Below are 20,178 nucleotides of genomic sequence, written 5' to 3'. Positions count from 1 at the left end.
GAAAGGCATTCGGTAAAGGACTATGAAAATAAATTTTTCTTCTTTACATCCTTTTGTGAATTTTTTCTATTATATCGGGGTGATGATACTATGTATGATGTGTCTTCATCCTCTTTTTTTAATTGGGGCAATTCTATTAATCGTTATAATCAATGTGATGCAAGGGAATAGCGAAAAGATAAGAAAGATGTTACCGAGCACAATCGTTTTCTTTTTTATGGTCATTTTATTTAATTCGTTATTAACGCATAGAGGTCGAACTACGTTATTTTGGTTAGGTGATAGTCGTATTAAGCTTGAGGCGATTATGTTTGGAGTAGTAATGGGATTATTACTAGTTGCGATTATGTTTACGTTTGCTTCGTATAATGATATTATTTCGAGTCATAAATTTTTATATTTGTTTTCTAGAATTTCACCGAAAGTAGCATTGTTAACGATGATTACAGTGAGGTTTGTTCCTTTGTTTATGAGGCGATTACAGAAAATAACACTCGTCCAAAAAACGAAAGGTGTACAAGTAGATGCAGGCTCAATTGTGGAACGAGTGAAAAATGGTATGCAATTGCTGCAAGTATTATTAATTTGTTCGTTAGAAGATGCGCTGCAAACAGCAGATTCTATGCAAGCTCGTGGATTTGGTGTGACGAAGCGTACGACATATATTCGGTATAGAATGGAAAGACGCGACTGGTACACGCTCAGTTATTTAAGTATTCTACTTATCATTGCTATTATATGTAGTACGTATGGCGGAGGAAAGTTAATCATTTATCCGAAAGTCGAATCTATTCTATTTCAGCAATACGATGGAGTGATGTTCGGAGTATTTATGATGTTTATTAGTCTACCAATTATAATGGAAGGAAAGGAATGGATATGGTGGCGCATGCAGAAATAAACAATTTATCATTTGTATATGCTGATGAAAACGAATATGCGTTACAGCATATTTCTCTTTCTATTCAAAAAGGAGAGTTTATTGCACTTGCTGGAGGATCAGGTTCTGGGAAGACGACTTTATTAAAGCATTTTAAAAAGGAGTTACTTCCAATCGGTACACGTTCAGGAGAAATTTTTTATGATGATGTTTTATTAGAAGAAGTACCTGATTTATTATCTGCGCAAGAAATTGGTATGGTATTTCAAAATCCAGAAAATCAGCTCGTAATGGATACGGTCATTCAAGAATTAGCATTTTCTTTAGAGAATGTTGGATTACCATCACATATTATTCAAAAACGAATAGCAGAGCTTATTAGCTTCTTAGGATTTCAAGATTTATTGCATCAATCTGTTCATACGTTATCTGGCGGGCAAAAGCAGCTTGTCAATTTAGCTGCGGTATTAGTTATGCAGCCAAAATTATTATTATTAGATGAACCGACGGCGCAGTTAGATCCAATTGCTGCGAAAGAGTTTTTAGGATTGTTAAAACGTATTAACGAAGAACTTGGAATTACGATCGTTTTAAGTGAACATCGTTTAGATGAAGTGATACCACTTGCTACGCGCGTTATTTGTATGAATAATGGCCAAATCGTATATGATGGTAATCCTAAAACGGTTGTAGCGAACATGTGGGAAGTTGAAAAGTTCCGTCCATTTATTCCGCAAATTCCAAGATTGTTTTTAGAGTGGAATGCAAGAGATATTCCGTTTACAGTGCGAGAAGCGCAAATGCAACTGAATCATTCTTCTGAGATATCATATGTGAATGAGCCAATAGCACAAAGTGAAAAGCGAGAGGTCATTTTAAGTGCAGAACATATTTCGTTCCAATATGAAAAAAATAGTCCGCATATTTTACGAGATTTAACCGTATCGATTGAAAAAGGAAAATGGGCAGCTCTCGTTGGAAAAAATGGTACAGGTAAGTCTACACTGTTAACGATTTTAGCTGGATTGCAAAAAGCGAGAAGAGGGAAAGTAAAGTGGAATGGGAAAGTTATACATAAAATTGATTCGAAAGAACGATTTAAAAGAATCGGGTATGTATCACAACATCCATATTATCATTTTACATTTGATACAGTGTGGGAAGAAGTGTATGAACGTGCATGTGAATTATACGGAGAACAAGGGAAAGAAATAGCAGAAGATATGCTAAAACAGTTTTGGTTGTACTCGCTTAAAGAACGCCATCCGCATGATTGTAGCGGGGGAGAGCAACAACTACTTGCGTTATGTACAACGTTATTATCAAAGCCGACTTTATTATTACTCGATGAACCGACAAAAGGATTAGATCCATGGAAGAAAGAAAGAGTAGGAGAGCTATTTAGGAAGTTACAACAAGAAGGTACAACTATTGTAATGGCAACGCATGATATTGAGTTTGCAGCAAAATACGTTGATCAATGTATGATGTTATTTGACGGAGCGGTTATTATGAACGATGCACCGAAAGAATTTTTTAGTGGAAACTTCTTTTATACAACATCTATTAATCGATTCATTCGAAAAGAGTTGCCATATGCATTAACGTGGGAGGATGTGTACGAAGCGTGTCCAAACGATATATTGCATTCATAATATGTATTTTTGCAGTTATTATAGGCACATTACTCTTTACTACACTTATCATGGATGGTTATTACATGTTAAGTAGTTTGTTTTTATTAGTTGTTATTATGTTACCGTTTTATATCCGCTTTGAAAGGAAGGCGTTTGTTTCACGTGAAATTGTTCTCGTTGCTGTGTTAGCAGCAATTGCAGCAGTTAGCCGCGTACCATTTTCTCTTTTACCAAGTGTACAACCGACTTCTTTTGTCATTATCGTTTCTGCAATCGTGTTTGGAAGCGAAACTGGTTTTATGATCGGTGCAACAGCTGCGATTGTATCTAACATCTTTTTAGGACAAGGTCCGTGGACGCCGTGGCAAATGTTTTCGTGGGGAATGATTGGTTTTATAGCTGGATTATTACGGAATACATTTTTAATGAAAAAGCTATGGGGAAGATTACTCTACGGACTGTTTGTTGGATTTTTATTTGGCTGGATTATGAACTTATGGGGGCTTCTCGGGTTTATACGTGAGGCAACGTGGGAAGCAGTCGTTTCATATTATATTGCAAGTTTTTATTTCGATTTGAGCCATGCGATTTCGAATGTTATTTTCTTACTATTATTTAGTACGTCTTGGATTACGATTCTTACAAGATTCAAAAAGAAATATGGCATATTAGATAAGCATAACATGGCATAGAAAAGCATATTCATATAAGGTAGGGTCGCGACTTACATATTCGTTTGCCTCTTTCATGCTTCTTACATATTGTAAGGAGCATTTTTTATTGTCAAAAAATCGATTCAATATATGTCCGTTATTATATGAAATTATTTGTATAATAGTAGGTGAGAACTATTTTCAAAAGGGAGGTGTATAGTTAATGAAGTTAGTTATTCCGAAGCAACATGGTGCATGGGCCATGCTCGTTATACCATTTCTATTAAGTGTCATACTTGGAAAACCTACTATGTATCATATTCCATTGTTTTTAGCTTGGTTCTTTATCTATTTAGCTACGTATCCATTTCTTACATACATAAAGCAAAGACGAAAAAAAGAGTTGTTACATGCTGCAATTGTATATTTTATCATCGCGTTCGTATTTGGAATGATTTCTCTATTATATGAATGGCGCATTCTTTTATTCGTAGTAGTAATGATTCCATTATTTATTGTAAATATGTATTACGCTCGTCAAAAGAATGAAAGAGCGTTACTTAATGACATTAGTGCCATTATTGTTTTCTGTATTGGCGGTTTAGTTAGTTATTATTTTTCAATGAAACTTATAGATAAAACAGCACTATTTATTGCGCTTATATCATTTTTATATTTTTTAGGAAGTACGTTTTATGTGAAAACGATGATACGTGAGAAAAATAACCCGAAGTATCGTTTTATATCATGGGGGTATCATATTCTATTAACAATCATCGTATTTGCTATCAATCCGTGGTGCTCTCTTATTTTTATACCGAGTGTCATTCGGGCAATTATGTTGTACGGTAAAAAGATTTCTATTATAAAAGTAGGTATTTTAGAAATTGCTAATTCTGTATATTTTTTAATTATAACGGTAATAATTATGAAGTATGCCATTTGAAAAAGCTTCCCACCTTATGATGGGAAGCTTTTTCAATCTTGTTCTAAAATGTGAACCGTGTAATCACAACGTTGAATAGCTTGTTCGATCGCATAAAGGGATTGTTCAATACGTGCGCGATTAAAATCTTTTTCCACAGTCTGTAGTGCTGCTTCTAAACAATGTTTTGCTTCTTGTAATGATTGAAATGAATCTTGTACATATCCGCGAGCATTTTCGTGCATTTCATAATCCTCCTTGCATATTCATATATGTATAGTATGAGCAGTAAAGAAGAAAATATTATTTGTTATATTTGTTTGACAATTAAAATGAAATTACGTATAGTAAGAATTAAGTGAATATTTTCTTATCCAGAGAGGTGGAGGGACTGGCCCGATGAAACCCAGCAACCGCGATGCAGGTGCTAATTCCAGCAGAACATATTTGTTCTGGGAGATAAGACGAAGATATATACGTAACTTCTTCTTATCGGAGAGGTTTTTTTGTTGCAAAAAAACCGATTACGAAAATTTATATTAAGAAGAAAGGGGTTGCGCATTACTGTGACACTCGAAAAATACGTAAAACTGCGTAGTACAGTTTATGAATATATGATAGAGCAAAATAAGCCAATATCATTGTTAGATATTCAAGAACATATCGTTTCGCATCATGAAGGAAAATTCACGAAAAAGATGTTACATCAATTTTATTTATCAAGACTATTAGATGAACTAAAACTGGATGGGAAAATTACATTAGCTGATGAATATCTCTATACTGAAAAAGGGGTATTTTATAAGGCGAGAAAAGGGAGCTAAGCTCTCTTTTTTTTGAAGTATGTAGAGTAAAAGACTGCTTAAGCAGCCTGATACAAGGGAATGGTGTTGAGTGTGTAGTGTCAAAGATTGAATGTGCCTGAAAGAGGCACTTCATATCGGCTGCAAATGAAAAGAGACACCTCCGCCGAATAGGTGTCAGTCGTTTTGTCATATAGACTTGCTATTTGACAGTTATTAGAATAACATGCAGGGGTTATGGAAGTCAAAAGGGAATTAAAGGAAGAGGTGTTGTTATGTACGCTTACTTATTACAGGATATAACGAAATGGATTCCTAAGTACATTTTGGATAAAGGGTATGAATATTATGAAGAGGGACATGTAGAAGATGTTGAAATACAAGACAAGAAAATATTTGCTTTCGTTACTGGAAATGCAGGGAATTATGAAGTAATTATTGACCTTGAAGATTTTACAGAAAGTAGCTGCGAGTGTCCTTATGAGAATCTTTGCAAGCATATGGCCGCAGTTGTTTATGATATTCAAAGTGCTGGTGAGAGTACGGTGAAAGAGAAATTGAAAGCTTTAGACAAGGAAGAGTTACTTACCGTATTAAACCGTTTATTACAAAGTTCAAAAAACGTGCAAATTGTAGAGAAGATGTTAAAGAAGGGGAAACCTTAACTTATAGAGGGAGTTGTTTTGTAGTGAATGTACTAATTGTATACGCTCATCCTAGTCCTTCCAGTTTTAACGCGGCGATTTTAAAGCATGTGCAAAAAGGATTACAAAAAACAAATCATTCGGTTACGGTACTTGATTTATATAAGGAACAATTTGATCCAATTCTTGTATTTAATGAGGAGAAAAAAAGACGTGATTTAGTAAATGAAGAAGAAACAGCTCGGTACAGAACGTTAGTGGAAGAAGCAGATACGCTTCTCTTTATATATCCAGTATGGTGGTGGGGGATGCCTGCTATTTTAAAAGGATTTATTGATCGCATTTTCGTTGCTGGATTTGCTTATAAATATGAAGGAGCCTTGCCGAAAGGCTTATTGAAAGGTAAGAAGGCATGGGTAATTAATACGTTAGATTCACCGTTATGGTACGTCGCACTATTATATCGATCAGCAGATTGGATTATGATGAAGCGAGGTGTGTTACGTTTTTGCGGCATTCGCGATATAAAACGGTCAGTTTTTCAATCTGTGAAAACGAGTAAAGTAGAGAAGCGGGAGAAGTGGTTATTACAAATAGAAGAAAAGGCTCGTACATTATGAGTGAAATGGAACGTATAATAAATTGTTGTCAGTATGATAATGAACTTTTCCGTACATATATTAATTGTTTAATCCAATTGAAGAAATGTAGTGAAATGTTTCAACAAATACAGATTCAATTAAGAAATGATTATTTAATAAGAGGAATCTGTGAAAGAGAAGTGGATGAGGTAGTAAGAGGAAGTAAAGAATATGAAACGTATTTTCTTCCTAAAGCGTTACAGTGGAATTTCCTTAAAAACAATCCACATGTAATTGAAAAAGTATGTGAAGACTTTTTTGCATTTGAGGCGTTATATCTTACGGAGATAGAGTGGGAGGACGTAATAAATTGCGTGGGAAATAAGTGATTTATTATGTAAAAAAGCTAGTATAAAACTAGCTTTTCGTTTAAATAAATAAGAAGCATAGACTAATGATAAATCCTGCATATAGTAAGTTAACAACGCAAAATCCCATAATATCACGAGCACCTAAACCAGCTATCGCTAATGCCGGTAATGCCCAGAATGGTTGAATCAAATTCGTCCAAGCATCGCCCCACGCAATTGCCATTGCTGTTTTTGCAGCAGGTACACCAAGTTCAGCGCCAGCTGGAATCATAATGGGTGCTTGCACAGCCCATTGACCACCACCAGATGGAACGAAAATATTAACGATGCCAGCACTTAAAAAAGTGAAGAGCGGGAAAGTCGTTTCGTTTGAAATGCTAATAAAGAAATTCGAAATAGCTCCTCCAAGTGAAAGTCCTTCACTATTTGCTCCAATCATCATTCCCATAATTCCAGCATAAAACGGAAATTGAAGTAAAATACCAGAAGCACTTTTCGTAGAGTCTGAAAAGGCACGAATATATTGAATCGGAGTATGATGGAAAATAAGTCCAGCAATTAATAACATAAAAATAACGATGTCTAGCGTAAGGTTAAAGCCTTTCGTATAAAAGTAATTGAAAATATAAATGAGACCTAACAATCCAACGCAAAGTGTAATAATGATACTATTTTCCATTTTTTCAGCGAATGTATTGTTACCTACTTCTTGAGCGGCAGCTTCTTCATGGAATACGCTAGGATCTACAGTTATCGTATGTTTTTCATCTGGATGCATCGCTTTATTAATGAGAGGCATCGTAACGAGAAAAATAATAACTGGAACGAGAGCGTATGGTGAGAATAGCGTTTCTGTTATGGGAATCGCTTCTTTAATACTTCCAGCGGTCGTTTTAATTAACGTTTCACCACCAGTTGCTAACGTAAGAGGGATAGAAGCAGAAAGTCCCGCATGCCAAATGAGAAATCCAGAGTAAGAAGAAGCAATGGCTAGTCTATAATCTAATCCTTCAAGTTGCCTTGCCACTTCTTTTGCATATAAAACAGATACAACAATACCAAATCCCCAGTTTATGTATGCCCCTAGTAAACTTACGATTGAAATGGCAATAATACCTTGTCCATTCGTTTTCGGTAGTTTGGCCGCTTTCGTTAATCCTTTTTTAATGAGGGGAGCATTTGCTAAAGCAGATCCTGTCACGAGTACAAGTGCCATTTGCATAGAAAAGGCGAGAAGTCCCCAAATTCCATTACCCCAATGATTAATCATTTCCACAGGTGTTTGGTGAGTCGCAAACATGCCGAAGAAAATAACAAAAACAGTTAATAAACATGATAAAATAAACGGCTCTGGCAAGAAACGTTGCACTAAGGCGACGCAACCATTTGTAAAAGAACGAAACAAAATAGATCAACCTCCTTATGTATATGTATTACAATTATTCGAGGTTGTTTCGTTTATAACCTTTTAGAATTAGAAAATTCTGATATTTTTTAGAGGGATTGAAATATTGTCAAGAAGAGTAGTACCATCATCACCCTGACAGAAAAAGTTGCTTTTCCTCAATATGAAATATTGCATATAAAAATGAATTGATGCAAATGCAAAAGCTTATTATAATGAAAGCATAAATATACAACACATCTTAATACAGCAAAGAGGAGGAAGTAATATGGAGATCGCAATGGCAGTTTTAAAATTTTTAGGTGGAGTAATTCCTTTAGTTCAAGAACTTTTAAAAGCGTTTATGTAAGTTTATTAGTTAGCTATCATGTATCAATTATTATTATATCTTACTAAAAAAGAATGGGGTGATTTTTCTGAATAATAAGAAAAATACCAAGAGAAGAAAGTTCCTTGCATGTTTATTAGTTAGTCTGTGCACTCTTAATTATTCATCTATTTCTTTCGCAGAAACACAAGCCGGTAATGCAACTGACATAACTAAAAATGCTAATGGCATTGATACTGGTATAGCAAGCCTTACATATAATAATCAAGAGGTTTTAGCTGTAAATGGTGATAAAGTAGAGAGTTTTGTTCCGAAAGAAAGTATCAATTCAAATGGTAAATTTGTAGTAGTGGAACGCGAGAAAAAATCACTTACAACATCACCAGTCGATATTTCGATTATTGATTCTGTAGCGAATCGCACGTATCCAGGAGCTGTACAACTTGCTAATAAAGCTTTTGCAGACAATCAACCGAGTTTATTAGTGGCTAAGAGAAAGCCTTTGAATATTAGTATAGACTTACCTGGCATGAGAAAAGAAAATACAATCACTGTACAAAATCCGACATATGGTAATGTAGCTGGAGCAGTAGACGATTTAGTATCTACTTGGAATGAAAAGTATTCGACAACACATACGTTACCTGCAAGAATGCAGTATACAGAATCTATGGTTTATAGTAAATCACAAATCGCAAGTGCTCTTAATGTTAATGCTAAATATCTTGATAACAGTCTAAACATTGATTTTAATGCGGTTGCAAATGGAGAGAAAAAAGTGATGGTAGCGGCATATAAGCAAATATTCTATACCGTAAGTGCTGAACTACCTAACAATCCATCCGATCTATTTGATAATAGTGTTACTTTTGATGAGCTAACTCGTAAAGGAGTAAGTAATTCAGCTCCACCTGTTATGGTCTCAAATATAGCTTATGGTAGAACGGTTTATGTAAAATTAGAAACAACATCTAAGAGTAAAGATGTACAAGCTGCTTTTAAAGCTTTACTTAAGAATAACAGCGTCGAAACGAGTGGACAGTACAAAGATATTTTTGAAGAAAGTACCTTTACTGCTGTCGTATTAGGCGGAGATGCAAAAGAGCATAACAAGGTTGTTACAAAAGATTTCAATGAAATCCGAAATATCATTAAAGATAATGCTGAATTAAGTTTTAAAAATCCAGCATACCCAATTTCATATACAAGCACTTTCTTAAAAGATAATGCAACTGCTGCTGTTCATAACAATACAGATTATATCGAGACGACAACTACAGAATATTCAAGTGCTAAAATGACACTTGATCATTACGGTGCTTACGTTGCTCAATTTGATGTATCTTGGGATGAATTCACATTTGATCAAAATGGGAAAGAAGTACTAACACATAAAACATGGGAAGGTAGTGGCAAAGACAAAACAGCTCATTACTCTACAGTTATTCCTCTTCCACCAAATTCAAAAAATATAAAAATTGTAGCAAGAGAATGTACAGGTCTTGCATGGGAATGGTGGAGAACAATTATTAATGAACAAAATGTTCCGTTAACAAATGAAATAAAGGTTTCAATTGGAGGAACAACATTATACCCAACTGCTAATATTAGTCATTAGGTTGGAGTGAAGCGCCCTGTTTATAGGGCGCTTTTTAGTAGTGCTTAGTGACTGATACTTTCTATACATTCATTTGATTGTTGAATATGAAGGTATGAATCTCATCGCTCTTATGTTTTACCTGTTTCGATTTAAAAAACAGAAAATTTAAAATAAGAGTTGTGTGAAATGTGTTAAATATTGTAAAATGAGTTGGTACCATAAAAACTAAGTTGGTACCAATGGTTTAGGGGGCGGATTATGAAACAAAGAATAGTAACAGAAACAAGTCAACAAATTCAAACGAAGGGGTTTACATTTACAATAAGTGACTTAGCGAAACAATTAGCTGTGAGTAAGAGGACAATTTATGAGCACTTCTCTTCAAAAGATGAGATAGTAGATGAAGTTATTCGTCATGTAATAGAAAGTATTCAAGAAAAGGAAAAAAATATCGCTGAAGATGATACGTTACAAACGGTTGAAAAAATAAGACTCATCTTAATTTGCATTCCACAACAATTTAAATTCATGGATGCACGTTTATTAGTAGAATTAAAAAAACATCATTATAATCAATGGTTAAAATTAGATCAGTTTTTACGTGAAGGCTGGTCTACTGTAATCGGTTTATTAGAGAAGGGAATGAGAGAAGGAAGCATAAGAAAAATGCAAATTCCGTTTTTTATTGAAATATATTTGGGAGCACTGAATCGCATATATGATCCGATGTTTATTGAAAAGAGTGATTATACATTAGGGAGTATACTTGAATCTATTATGGACATATTGCTGTATGGAATTTCTAATCTGGAGTAGAAGGTGGGAGAATAGTGCAGTGGATTTATTTATGCTTAGCAATTTTATTTGAAGTAGCAGGTACAACTGCGATGAAACTCTCTGATGGATTAACGAAACTTGTACCAAGCATACTTATTTTTGTATTTTATGTAGTAAGTTTTGTATTTCTGTCATTCGCATTAAAGGGGATGGAGATGTCCGTTGCATATGCGGTTTGGTCAGGTATGGGAATTGTAACGATCACGACAATTGGTTTTATTTATTTTGGAGAAAGTATCAATATAATTAAGATACTAGCAATTCTTTTTATTTTAATTGGAGTCGTAATATTAAATTTTAATAGTACGGCACATGAAGCGAAGAAAAAAGAAATGGTGGAGGAACGTATACATTGAATCAATTAAAGTATTTTTTCTTTATTACTGATTTTGGGTTTGTTGTATATTGGCTCATAACAATTTCTCATATGATTCCGCAAGAATATTTGTTTAAAGATTATGAAGACCCTATTTTAGTAGCATGGAACTGGTCTTTTTTACCCTTAGATTTGTTAATCTCGTTAACGGGATTTCTAAGTTTATATTTACATTCTAAACAAAAACATATTTGGAGCCATTTTGCGTTCTTATCATTAATTTTAACTTTTTGTTCAGGGTTACAAGCTCTAGCATTTTGGACAATCCGTTTAGATTTTGATATGTCTTGGTGGATTCCTAATTTATATTTATTAGTTTATTCATGCTTCTTTTTTAAAAGTGTTTGGAGAGAGTGTGGATCGTATGAGATTAATGCGAGAAAAGAATTCATGTAATATAGATAATAACTTTAAGCACATTCGAATTCTAGATTTTAAAACATTTCAGCTTCTAGATCAGTTTTTTCGCCAGCCATACAGCAGAAGTCAAAAAAATTTCGAAATGAAGATAGCCGATGTTTCCTATGGCAAGGAAGCATCGGCTTGTATTATATATGTTGAGTGAGTTCACGTTTCTGGAATAATTGTAATAGCGATGGTCCGAACTGGAGCCTTAATTTCTTCGTCTGTACTTTGGCTATTGTAGTATTTAATCATTAATTCGTTAAGCTCGTTTTGAAATTTTCCAAAGTGTTCCTCATTTAGCTTTAATTCTACTACAGAAAAAGTAGCACTATCTTCTTGACTGTTTTGTTCTTCTAATTTCTTAAGATAGCTTTGATATTGTGTCATAAGTGATAACTGGTAGTAGGAAATGTAGTTTAACTTTTCATTATCAGATAAGCCTTTCCATTCACTTCCTTCAATTTTTGCATCTTCTTCATTAATTGCGTAATATTTTTCAGAAACAGATTTCACCTTTTTTTCTTTAATTACATGGACGATACCAGAATCAACCATAGTTTGTAGCTGTCTATATAATGTTGCTTGTGGTACATTTTTAATGATTTTTACCATTTCTAATGGTGTTAGCCCATCTTCCTTATTTCTCATTAACACTTGGCAAATTTTCATTCTTACCGGATGCATTAAAATTTCAACTTTATTACTCATTCGCTCACCTTATTTATTATGTATTTTTATTCTCATTATAAATAATGAGAATAATGTTTGCAATTCATTCGTTTATGTTTTATCATTATCAATAATGAGAATGAATTTAGGGAGGAATGACAATAATGCAACTACACTATGGATTGAATGATCTTAAAGACATTGATATTATGACTTTTCTACCCATTATATTGCCAGTTATTGCAGTGGGGGCACTTTTAGTCTTCATTGCGTTCATTGATTTATACCGACATAGAAAAACAAGAAAAAATGTAATTGTATGGACGTTCATTATTCTTTTCGTTAATATATTGGGACCTATTTTCTACTTCGTTATAGGGAGAAAGGACAGTGAGAAATTATGAAATTAGAGATTAAAAATGTAACAAAAGTATTTAAAAGAAAAATTGCTGTCAATAATTTCTCGATGGAACTGCAAGCGGGGGAATGTGTCGGATTAATTGGACCAAACGGAGCAGGAAAATCTACATTAATAAAAGTAATTTCGGATATTATTCATCCAACTGCTGGTGAAGTTTTATTGAATGGGATAAAAATATCAAAAATGAAAAGTGAAATTGGTTATTTACCGCAATATCCTAATTTTTTTCATTGGATGACAGCGAGAGAAACGCTTACTTTTATGGGCCAACTTTCGGGTTTGAAAAAAGAAGAATTGTCAAAGTCGATTCCAAAGATTTTGGAGAAAGTTGGACTAAGGGGCGAAGAAAACGCAAAGGTTAGTACATTTTCTGGTGGAATGAAACAACGACTTGGTATTGCACAAGCATTATTGCATAAACCGTCACTTATTGTCATGGATGAACCGGTATCCGCATTAGATCCAATCGGCCGACGGGAAGTATTGAATTTAATTGAAGAAATAAAAAAAGATACAACCATTTTATTATCAACCCATATATTAGGCGATGCAGAAGAAATCTGTGAACGATTTGTCATTATAAAAGATGGAGCAAAAATAGAAGATACAACGATTACGGAACTTTTACACCGGAATAGTGAAAATAAATTAATGATTGAAATAACAGCTAAAGATCAAAAATGGATTGAAGTTGTAAAAAAATTACCGTATGTGAAGGACGTTGAAGTGGTTGGGCTTAAAATCAAAGTGAAGGTTGAAAGTATTGAAATAAATAAAAATATGTTATTGCAAAATGCACTCGAACAAAAAGTGGACATCGTTAAATTTGAAATGAACAACGATACTTTAGAAGAAATTTTCTTGAAATTGGTGGTGAAAAAATGAATAACTCAATTGTATTGATAAAAAAAGAAAGTGTTCAAATGTTACGTGATTTTAAGATCATTTGGCTACCAATTGTTTTTATATTTTTAGGCGCGACACAACCGATAGTAACTCATTATTTACCATCAATTTTAGAAGCGTTAGGTGGAGGACAGGGAATTACCATTGATCCAAGTATGGCAGCACAAAAAGGAGGCGAAGTATTAGCGAGTACTTTGGGATCCCAGTTTGATCAGCTTGGACTTATGATTCTAGTGATTTCTATGATGGGTACTATTCAAACAGATAAAGCAAATGGTATGTTGGCTTTTATTTTAACAAGACCCGTTACTGTTACTTCATATGTAGGTGGGAAAATAGTGTCGAACTATTTAATGGTAGCTTGTAGTGTAACAATTGGATACGTTACTTCTTATCTATATGTAAATTATCTTTTTACTGCTGTTTCATTTGCACAACTAATTACTGGATTACTATTTTATCTAATTTGGGTTCTTTTTATCGTATCTTTCACAACAATGATAAGTGCTATTTTTCACAGTCAAGGTATGATTGCGTTAATTTCAATTGTTTTCCTTTTAGCCTGTAGAGTAATCGCCGGTTTGAATCCAATAATGGATCAGCTTAATCCAGCCAGCATGAGTAAGTATGCAATGGAAACGTTAGTTACGGGGGGAGTAAATTCAAACGCAATAATTACTGGATTACTAACTATAGTTTGGATTTTATTGACAATCTTCATAACGTATTATTGGATTGCTAATAAAAAGTTTAATGATGAATAACCGTTATGAGGATAATGGTTTTAAGTAAAACACCCCGACAAGAAAAAGCTTCCACTACTGTGGAAGCTTCTCTAAATGATGTGCAATATCAATATACATATTTGAGTAAACTGAATGGATTTCATTACTTGGTGTAGCGTTAGAAGAGAAGTGGACGATGATCATATTTGCTGTCGGATCGATGTAAAGGGTTTGTCCGTAACTACCTAACACTTCAAAAGCATCTTGTTCATTGTGCGGAATCCACCATTGATTATGATAAGAAATGGAAGCTCCAGGACCAACTGCAAGTTCACCTTCTTGGACATTTTTTATATCTTCAGAAATAGAAGAAGGGAGAATTTGTTTTCCGTTATATTCCCCGTTGTTTAATAGTAATTGCCCGAATCTCGCCATATCTCTAGCAGTTGCATTTAAGCCTGCACTTGCTTGTTCTACTTTTGTTTCATCTGTAACGTAATACGCGTTTTCTTCCATACCAATTTGAGACCATATTCGTTCGCTAACATTTTCCGCTAATGATTTACCAGTGATCGTTCGAATCACCCAAGCGAGTGTTTCAGCTGACCCGTTATCGTAAGAAAAATCGGAACCAGGCAGTTCAGTTTCTTCTACTTCTCGTAACATATCATAAATTTTCATCGGGCCGTCGTAGTTTTTACCTCGAGGCAAAATATTGCTCGCTAAATATAGTTGTGCATCTTGATTTTCTAACGCTGGATGTTCATATCCGTGAGTAGGATATTCTACAGAAACTTGCATGTCCATTAATTGCTGAAGTGTGGCATTACCGAACGGTGTATTTTTTAATTCTTTTATATATGTGTCAGCTGTTTTTTCTAAGTCAATACGGTTTTCTTCAGCGAGCGATTGTATAATTGCACCGGTAAAGACCTTCCCTAATGACGCCATGCCATGAGGTTCACTCTCTTTATACCCATTGAAATATCGTTCATATACAAGTTGTCCATTGTGTACAACGACAAAAGCATCCGTTTTATTATCGTCTAAAAGTTTTTTTAGAGGAGTCGTTCCAAATCTACGCTCTACAGCAAAATCGTCTAAGTTTTGCAATGCGGTAGAGAAGTGGGATACTTGATCCGGGTTATTTTTCACCTCGTTAATTAAAGTGAATTCTTTCATATGTGTATACGACCAACGTAAGTAAGGATCATCTAACCAATTTTTCTTCGTCACGTTATTTTTCGATGGGATTGTTTTATTATGTTTGAAGTATGTAAAACCGAGCCCTGTAATTACAAATATAAATGTGATTATGAGTAAGAGTAGGGGAGATTTTTTAAGTTTCATAGGGGTCCCTCCTTTTTATTTCTATTATAAGTATACGCTTCTAGTGAAAGAAATACAAAATAAGGAAAGTAAACGGGGAAGTTTACTTTCCTTATTCATGTTAAGCGGAAACTTTTCCGTCTGTATGTTGTTTCTTGAATTTTTGTTTTCGTCCGTGTAATCCATAATAGAGAAGTAAAGTGAATGCAACGATAATAGCTGCGATAAAATACATATTATGGTAACTTGATTTCGCTGCGACGATACCTAAAATGAAAGAACCAAAACCGAGACCACTATCAAAGAATGAGAAGTAAGTAGCTGTCGCAGAACCACGTCGATGGTTTGCAGCGGCAGAGATCGCAATCGTTTGGAAACTTGGAATTAATGTTCCGTACCCTAAACCGATTAGCATACCTGCACCAAGGAACCAAAACGGAGTTTGCGCTTGGCTTAAAATGAACATCCCAATTGTGAAAATAATGATAGCTGGGTAAACAAGTACATTTTCACCGAAGCGATCGAAAATCTTTCCTGTAAATGGACGAGAAATTACAACAACGAGTGCGTATAAAATAAAGAAGTAACTAGCAACTTCTCCTAAACCGAGCTCTTTCGCATAAATAGGAATAAAGGATAAAATACCACTATAAGAAAAGGCTAAAACAAATCCTGTCAGAGCGATCGGAATAGAGGCTGGTTCAATTAAGTCCTTCCATTTCATTTTTTCTCGTTTTTGTTTGCTCACTGGTACTTCATGCGGAATATTTACAAGTAGTCCTAATAAAAATGCAAGCAATGAAAATACGGAACAAACGATAAATAGTACAGTAAATGAAAAATGAGAAATAATTGTTAAACCTAAAAAAGGACCAATTACCATCGGCAAACTCATAAATACGCCGAAATATGCAAGTGCTTCGCCTCGTCTATGAGCTGGTGCAACATCAGTTACAATTGTTCCTGTGGCTGTTGTTGCCATACCGAACCCGATACCATGTAAGAAGCGAAGGGCAAGTAATAAAAATAAACTTTGCGCACCGAAATACATAACGGTAGCAGCTAAAAATAATGAAAGTGAAATAAATAAAATCTTCTTCCTTCCTAATTCATCAAGCCATTTTCCTGTAAATGGTCTACATAAAACAGATGAAATAAGAAAAACAGTTGCAACTAAACCAATTTCCTCAGGTTTTCCTTTTAGGCCGTCTATTACATAGATAGGTAAAGTAGTCATAAGCATATAAAATGTTAAGAAGAGAAATAGACTACTAAAACAAGTTCCGAGGAAATCCTTCGTCCAAAGTTTCTCACTTTGCATCGTCATCCCTCCAATTTAATCTAAGTTTTTAATGATTTGTTGTAACACTTGAAATGCTTGGTGTAACTCATCTTGGTTAATACCTTCTAGTGTCTTTTCTTCAAAAGTATCAACTTCTTCTTGCCATATCGGAATCATTTTTATCGCTGTTTCTGATAAAGAAATGAGCTTTTCACGGCGATCTTTTCCTTCAGTACGAATAATCCAACCCATCGTCTCCATACGTGTTAACGTACGAGTCATCGTTGGTGATTCAACATTTAAATACTGACATAATTCTGTTTGCGTGCAAGAACCGGTTTGATTAATGCGGAAAATAACGGCCCATTGTGCACTAAATAGCCCAGTTGGAGATACGCGTTCATTAAATTTCTTTGTGAATTTTCGAGAAGTCTGGCTGACAATGTGAAAAAAATGTTGTTTTTCGTCCATATAGTTAGATCCTTTCAAATTAGTTACCTAGCTAACTATATACTTTTTTATTATAATTGTCTAGTAATAGACATGTTGATTTATGTAAAAATTTCGTATAGGTTTTATGTTGAGAACATACATTCTGCATGTTATTCTTTAAGTAAGTAAAGAATTTTCTTTCTATTAAAAAGAATGGGGGAACTTGTGATGATTAAGCCTGCAACAATGGAGTTTGTTTCACTATCGAACGGAGAAACGATTGCGTATCAGGAAGTTGGAAGGCAAAATACAGAAATTCTTGTACTCATTCACGGGAACATGACATCGTCACAACACTGGGATTTAGTTATTGAAAAGTTGCAAGATCAATACCATATTTACGCTCTTGATTTAAGAGGATTTGGCCAATCAACATATAATCAATCGATAGATTCATTACAAGACTTTGCAGAAGACGTAAAACTATTTATCGATCAATTAAAACTAGAGAAATTTTCATTAATGGGCTGGTCAATGGGCGGAGGTGTTGCGATGCAATTTACAGCAAATCATCCAACGTTTGTCGAAAAGTTAATTTTAGTAGAATCAGTGGGCATGAAGGGATATCCAATTTTTAAAAAAGATATAAACGGGCAGCCAATCGTATCAAGTTTAGTAAAGACGAAAGAAGAGGTTGCACAAGATCCCGTACAAATTGCTCCAGTGCTAGATGCGATAAAAAATATGAATAAATTATATTATCGTACAGTATGGAATCTATTAATATATACACATAATCAACCTGAACCGGATCGTTATGAAAAGTATTTAGACGATATGTTGACGCAGCGTAATTTCGTAGATGTGAATTATGCGCTCATTACATTTAATATTTCGGATGAACATAACGGGGTTGTAGAGGGAAATAAGAAAATTCATCATATTAAAGCTCCAACACTCGTCATACAAGGTGACAGAGATTACGTCGTACCGCAAGTAGTCGGTGAGGAATTAGCAAAACATTTGCCAAATGCAGAGTTGAAGATATTAGAAGATTGCGGACACTCACCGTTTATAGATTGTTTAGATGTATTTATAAAACATGTTGAGGATTGGTTAGAATAGGAATAATCCCCGAAAGTAAAAGTATTGCATATACTATAACATTTGTATGCAAAAGGGGAGAATGTCAATGCACCACCCATTTTTAGTCGCGTATTCGCCATATAATTATCATGTATATACAAAAATGGTGATAGATCCGCTGTATATGCAAGTTTCACCAGCTGTAGTTCCTTTAGAAATGCAACATACGCAGCCACCAATTACTAACGCACAGCAATACGCATACGGAACTGCATTTTATAAAAATCCGTATTTTAAGCAATTTCATAACAACGTGAAAGCACAAGTTTGGGAAGGATAAGAAGCTAAAAGGTTCATTCTTTTAGCTTCTTTTTTATTGTGAATATTCGTACACGCATTTGAAGAAACAGTTTATAATGAAAAGTGGAAAGTGCGAGAAGGAGAGGGAAGAGGATGTCGATGCGTTTTACTTTTTGGATTATGGTTGGAATTGTAGCAATCTCGGGTTTATCACAAGGGATGCTATTACCTGCCATTGCAATGATTTTTGAACAAGAAGGGGTTAGTTCAAGTATTAACGGTATTCATGCGACGGCATTATACATTGGGATATTAGTTATTTCACCGTTTCTTGAAAAACCGATGCAAAAGTTTGGGATGAAGCCAATTATCGTTATTGGTGGGTTTCTCGTTATTATTTCATTATTCTTCTTTACACAAACCTTTTCATTTTGGGTATGGTTTATTCTTAGATTTTTAGTTGGAGTCGGAGATCATATGCTTCATGTCGGAACACAAACATGGATTACGACAACATCAGACCCGAGTAAAATTGGTAGACAAGTATCGATATACGGTGTATTCTTCGGAATTGGTTTTGCCGTTGGTCCGTATTTAGCAAGCACTGTGCAGTACGGTCTTGCAACACCATTTATTATATCTACTATACTTTGCTTAATAGGTTGGCTTTTACTACTGCCAACGAAAAATGCATTCCCAGCGCAAGATGAAAGAGAAGTGAAGAGCGAATCATCATTTTCTCGTTATAAACAAGTTGTTGGATTAGGATGGATTGCATTACTTGGACCACTTGCATATGGCGTACTGGAAGCAATGTTAAACAGTAACTTACCAGTATACGCGCTTCGAAAGGGATGGTCTGTTTCAGAAGTATCCTTCTTATTACCAGCGTTTGCAGTTGGGGGCATTATTACACAAATTCCGCTCGGTATATTAAGTGATAAATACGGAAGAGATCGTATTTTAACGTGGACGTTCAGCGTAAGTACGGGTATTTTCCTGCTCGCAGCAGTATTTGATCAATATTACTGGATCGTCTTTGCCTGTATGCTATTAGCTGGTATGGTCATTGGATCGTGCTTTTCATTAGGTCTTGGATTTATGACAGATTTATTACCGAGACATTTACTACCAGCGGGTAATATATTATCTGGAATCGCTTTTAGTCTAGGAAGTATTATGGGACCTGTATTAGGCGGCGTATTTATAGAAAAAATACAGTATACAAGCTTTTTTATTGCGGTTATGATTATAATGGGAATTCTCGCAATGGTATATATGGTCTACATGAAGAATCAATTCGCATCAAGAAAAATAGAAAGTAGGTTAGGGCATGACAAAACAACCTAATAAAAAGAAATTTGAAGTACTCGAAAACGAAACAATTACAGACTGCTTAGCACGTATGGAACAAGAAGGCTATGCACCGTCTCGTCGCATGGAAGAGCCAATCTTTCATGAAGTGAAGAAAAACGGCAAAACAGAAGTTGAACCGTGTGGTAGAAAGATTGTATTTGAGGGAAAATTGAAGTAAGAAGTTATATAAAAAGAAATTGCTTTTGGGTACAAGCAAGGTAAAACAT

At 34.7% G+C, this 20,178-nt stretch carries 25 protein-coding genes and 1 riboswitch; of the genes, 19 read left to right on the top strand and 6 right to left on the bottom strand.

Annotated features, from left to right (window positions below):
* Positions 1–22: 22 nt before the first annotated feature.
* The 4 genes from MHB74_RS16005 to MHB74_RS15990 all read left to right on the top strand — a co-directional run bounded on the left by MHB74_RS16005 (position 23) and on the right by MHB74_RS15990 (position 4,116).
* Positions 23–901, top strand: a complete 879-nt coding sequence (locus tag MHB74_RS16005) for an energy-coupling factor transporter transmembrane component T (RefSeq protein ID WP_061679201.1) — start codon at positions 23–25, stop codon at positions 899–901.
* Entirely contained in the window at positions 874–2,535 is a 1,662-nt protein-coding gene (locus MHB74_RS16000) for an ABC transporter ATP-binding protein (protein ID WP_061679202.1), read from the top strand. The genes MHB74_RS16005 and MHB74_RS16000 overlap by 28 nt, the downstream gene beginning before the upstream one ends.
* Positions 2,508–3,209, top strand: a complete 702-nt coding sequence (locus tag MHB74_RS15995; protein ID WP_061679203.1) for an ECF transporter S component — start codon at positions 2,508–2,510, stop codon at positions 3,207–3,209. Before MHB74_RS16000 ends, MHB74_RS15995 begins: the two co-directional genes overlap by 28 nt.
* 184 nt (positions 3,210–3,393) lie before the next feature.
* Positions 3,394–4,116 (top strand): YwiC-like family protein, encoded by a 723-nt coding sequence (locus MHB74_RS15990; protein ID WP_061679204.1) that lies wholly within the window; start codon positions 3,394–3,396, stop codon positions 4,114–4,116.
* 32 nt (positions 4,117–4,148) lie between these two features.
* Here MHB74_RS15990 and MHB74_RS15985 read toward each other — a convergent pair whose 3' ends face one another.
* Entirely contained in the window at positions 4,149–4,340 is a 192-nt protein-coding gene (locus MHB74_RS15985) for a hypothetical protein (protein ID WP_000544998.1), read from the bottom strand.
* Between the two features lie 122 nt (positions 4,341–4,462).
* A riboswitch (SAM riboswitch) is annotated at positions 4,463–4,561 on the top strand.
* A 40-nt stretch (positions 4,562–4,601) separates the two neighbouring features.
* Between MHB74_RS15985 and MHB74_RS15980 the strand changes: the two genes are divergently transcribed.
* From MHB74_RS15980 to MHB74_RS15965, 4 genes are all read left to right on the top strand, one after another.
* Positions 4,602–4,919, top strand: a complete 318-nt coding sequence (locus MHB74_RS15980; RefSeq protein WP_141435055.1) for a hypothetical protein — start codon at positions 4,602–4,604, stop codon at positions 4,917–4,919.
* Between the two features lie 254 nt (positions 4,920–5,173).
* On the top strand, positions 5,174–5,563 hold the full coding sequence (locus MHB74_RS15975; RefSeq protein ID WP_061679206.1) for an SWIM zinc finger family protein: 390 nt from the start codon (positions 5,174–5,176) through the stop codon (positions 5,561–5,563).
* 23 nt (positions 5,564–5,586) lie between these two features.
* Positions 5,587–6,162, top strand: a complete 576-nt coding sequence (locus MHB74_RS15970; RefSeq protein ID WP_061679207.1) for an NAD(P)H-dependent oxidoreductase — start codon at positions 5,587–5,589, stop codon at positions 6,160–6,162.
* Positions 6,159–6,512, top strand: a complete 354-nt coding sequence (locus MHB74_RS15965; protein ID WP_061679208.1) for a group-specific protein — start codon at positions 6,159–6,161, stop codon at positions 6,510–6,512. The genes MHB74_RS15970 and MHB74_RS15965 overlap by 4 nt, the downstream gene beginning before the upstream one ends.
* A gap of 40 nt (positions 6,513–6,552) precedes the next feature.
* On the opposite strand, the gene MHB74_RS15960 is transcribed toward MHB74_RS15965, so the two are convergent.
* A complete protein-coding gene (locus MHB74_RS15960) occupies positions 6,553–7,899 on the bottom strand; it encodes a short-chain fatty acid transporter (protein WP_061679209.1) in 1,347 nt (448 codons plus the stop codon).
* A 407-nt stretch (positions 7,900–8,306) separates the two neighbouring features.
* Here MHB74_RS15960 and alo point away from each other — a divergent pair, with 407 nt between their 5' ends.
* The 4 genes from alo to MHB74_RS15940 all read left to right on the top strand — a co-directional run bounded on the left by alo (position 8,307) and on the right by MHB74_RS15940 (position 11,436).
* Positions 8,307–9,845, top strand: a complete 1,539-nt coding sequence (gene alo, locus MHB74_RS15955; RefSeq protein ID WP_061679210.1) for an anthrolysin O/cereolysin O family cholesterol-dependent cytolysin Alo — start codon at positions 8,307–8,309, stop codon at positions 9,843–9,845.
* 240 nt (positions 9,846–10,085) lie between these two features.
* Positions 10,086–10,643 carry a TetR/AcrR family transcriptional regulator gene (locus MHB74_RS15950; protein ID WP_061679211.1) on the top strand — a complete coding sequence of 186 codons (558 nt, stop codon included), beginning with the start codon at positions 10,086–10,088 and terminating at the stop codon, positions 10,641–10,643.
* A gap of 14 nt (positions 10,644–10,657) precedes the next feature.
* Entirely contained in the window at positions 10,658–11,020 is a 363-nt protein-coding gene (locus tag MHB74_RS15945; protein ID WP_061679212.1) for a DMT family transporter, read from the top strand.
* Positions 11,017–11,436, top strand: a complete 420-nt coding sequence (locus MHB74_RS15940) for a DUF5360 family protein (RefSeq protein ID WP_061679213.1) — start codon at positions 11,017–11,019, stop codon at positions 11,434–11,436. The genes MHB74_RS15945 and MHB74_RS15940 overlap by 4 nt, the downstream gene beginning before the upstream one ends.
* A 171-nt stretch (positions 11,437–11,607) precedes the next feature.
* Here the strand turns inward: MHB74_RS15940 and MHB74_RS15935 are convergent, their stop codons facing one another.
* The gene (locus MHB74_RS15935; protein ID WP_061679215.1) at positions 11,608–12,153 is read right to left on the bottom strand and encodes a transcriptional regulator; all 546 of its coding nucleotides are present in this window, start codon (positions 12,151–12,153) and stop codon (positions 11,608–11,610) included.
* A gap of 125 nt (positions 12,154–12,278) precedes the next feature.
* Between MHB74_RS15935 and MHB74_RS15930 the strand changes: the two genes are divergently transcribed.
* From MHB74_RS15930 to MHB74_RS15920, 3 genes are read left to right on the top strand one after another with little or no spacing between them, the layout of a single operon-like run.
* Positions 12,279–12,518 (top strand): PLD nuclease N-terminal domain-containing protein, encoded by a 240-nt coding sequence (locus MHB74_RS15930; RefSeq protein WP_061679216.1) that lies wholly within the window; start codon positions 12,279–12,281, stop codon positions 12,516–12,518.
* A complete protein-coding gene (locus MHB74_RS15925; protein WP_061679217.1) occupies positions 12,515–13,420 on the top strand; it encodes an ABC transporter ATP-binding protein in 906 nt (301 codons plus the stop codon). The genes MHB74_RS15930 and MHB74_RS15925 overlap by 4 nt, the downstream gene beginning before the upstream one ends.
* A complete protein-coding gene (locus MHB74_RS15920; RefSeq protein WP_061679218.1) occupies positions 13,417–14,205 on the top strand; it encodes an ABC transporter permease subunit in 789 nt (262 codons plus the stop codon). The genes MHB74_RS15925 and MHB74_RS15920 overlap by 4 nt, the downstream gene beginning before the upstream one ends.
* A gap of 54 nt (positions 14,206–14,259) precedes the next feature.
* On the opposite strand, the gene MHB74_RS15915 is transcribed toward MHB74_RS15920, so the two are convergent.
* The 3 genes from MHB74_RS15915 to MHB74_RS15905 all read right to left on the bottom strand — a co-directional run bounded on the left by MHB74_RS15915 (position 14,260) and on the right by MHB74_RS15905 (position 17,248).
* On the bottom strand, positions 14,260–15,516 hold the full coding sequence (locus MHB74_RS15915; protein ID WP_061679219.1) for a serine hydrolase domain-containing protein: 1,257 nt from the start codon (positions 15,514–15,516) through the stop codon (positions 14,260–14,262).
* A gap of 100 nt (positions 15,517–15,616) precedes the next feature.
* Positions 15,617–16,816 (bottom strand): MFS transporter, encoded by a 1,200-nt coding sequence (locus tag MHB74_RS15910; RefSeq protein WP_061679220.1) that lies wholly within the window; start codon positions 16,814–16,816, stop codon positions 15,617–15,619.
* 15 nt (positions 16,817–16,831) lie between these two features.
* Positions 16,832–17,248, bottom strand: a complete 417-nt coding sequence (locus MHB74_RS15905) for a MarR family winged helix-turn-helix transcriptional regulator (protein ID WP_061679221.1) — start codon at positions 17,246–17,248, stop codon at positions 16,832–16,834.
* Between the two features lie 174 nt (positions 17,249–17,422).
* On the opposite strand from MHB74_RS15905, the gene phaZ reads away from it, so the two are divergent.
* The 4 genes from phaZ to MHB74_RS15885 all read left to right on the top strand — a co-directional run bounded on the left by phaZ (position 17,423) and on the right by MHB74_RS15885 (position 20,129).
* Positions 17,423–18,334: an intracellular short-chain-length polyhydroxyalkanoate depolymerase gene (phaZ, locus tag MHB74_RS15900; RefSeq protein ID WP_132133006.1), complete on the top strand. Its 912-nt coding sequence runs from the start codon at positions 17,423–17,425 to the stop codon at positions 18,332–18,334.
* Positions 18,335–18,401: 67 nt separating this feature from the next.
* Entirely contained in the window at positions 18,402–18,635 is a 234-nt protein-coding gene (locus tag MHB74_RS15895; protein WP_061679223.1) for a hypothetical protein, read from the top strand.
* 113 nt (positions 18,636–18,748) lie between these two features.
* Complete coding sequence (locus MHB74_RS15890; protein WP_061679224.1) at positions 18,749–19,945, top strand: MFS transporter; 1,197 nt, start codon at positions 18,749–18,751, stop codon at positions 19,943–19,945.
* The gene (locus tag MHB74_RS15885; RefSeq protein WP_000166305.1) at positions 19,929–20,129 is read left to right on the top strand and encodes an NETI motif-containing protein; all 201 of its coding nucleotides are present in this window, start codon (positions 19,929–19,931) and stop codon (positions 20,127–20,129) included. The genes MHB74_RS15890 and MHB74_RS15885 overlap by 17 nt, the downstream gene beginning before the upstream one ends.
* The last annotated feature ends 49 nt before the right edge of the window (positions 20,130–20,178 follow it).

The sequence above is a fragment of the Bacillus sp. FSL K6-0069 genome, assembly GCF_038007785.1.
GTDB lineage: Bacteria > Bacillota > Bacilli > Bacillales > Bacillaceae_G > Bacillus_A > Bacillus_A mobilis.
The sequence above is the reverse complement of the archived record's forward strand: the minus strand, read 5'-3'. Positions and strand labels throughout refer to the sequence as shown.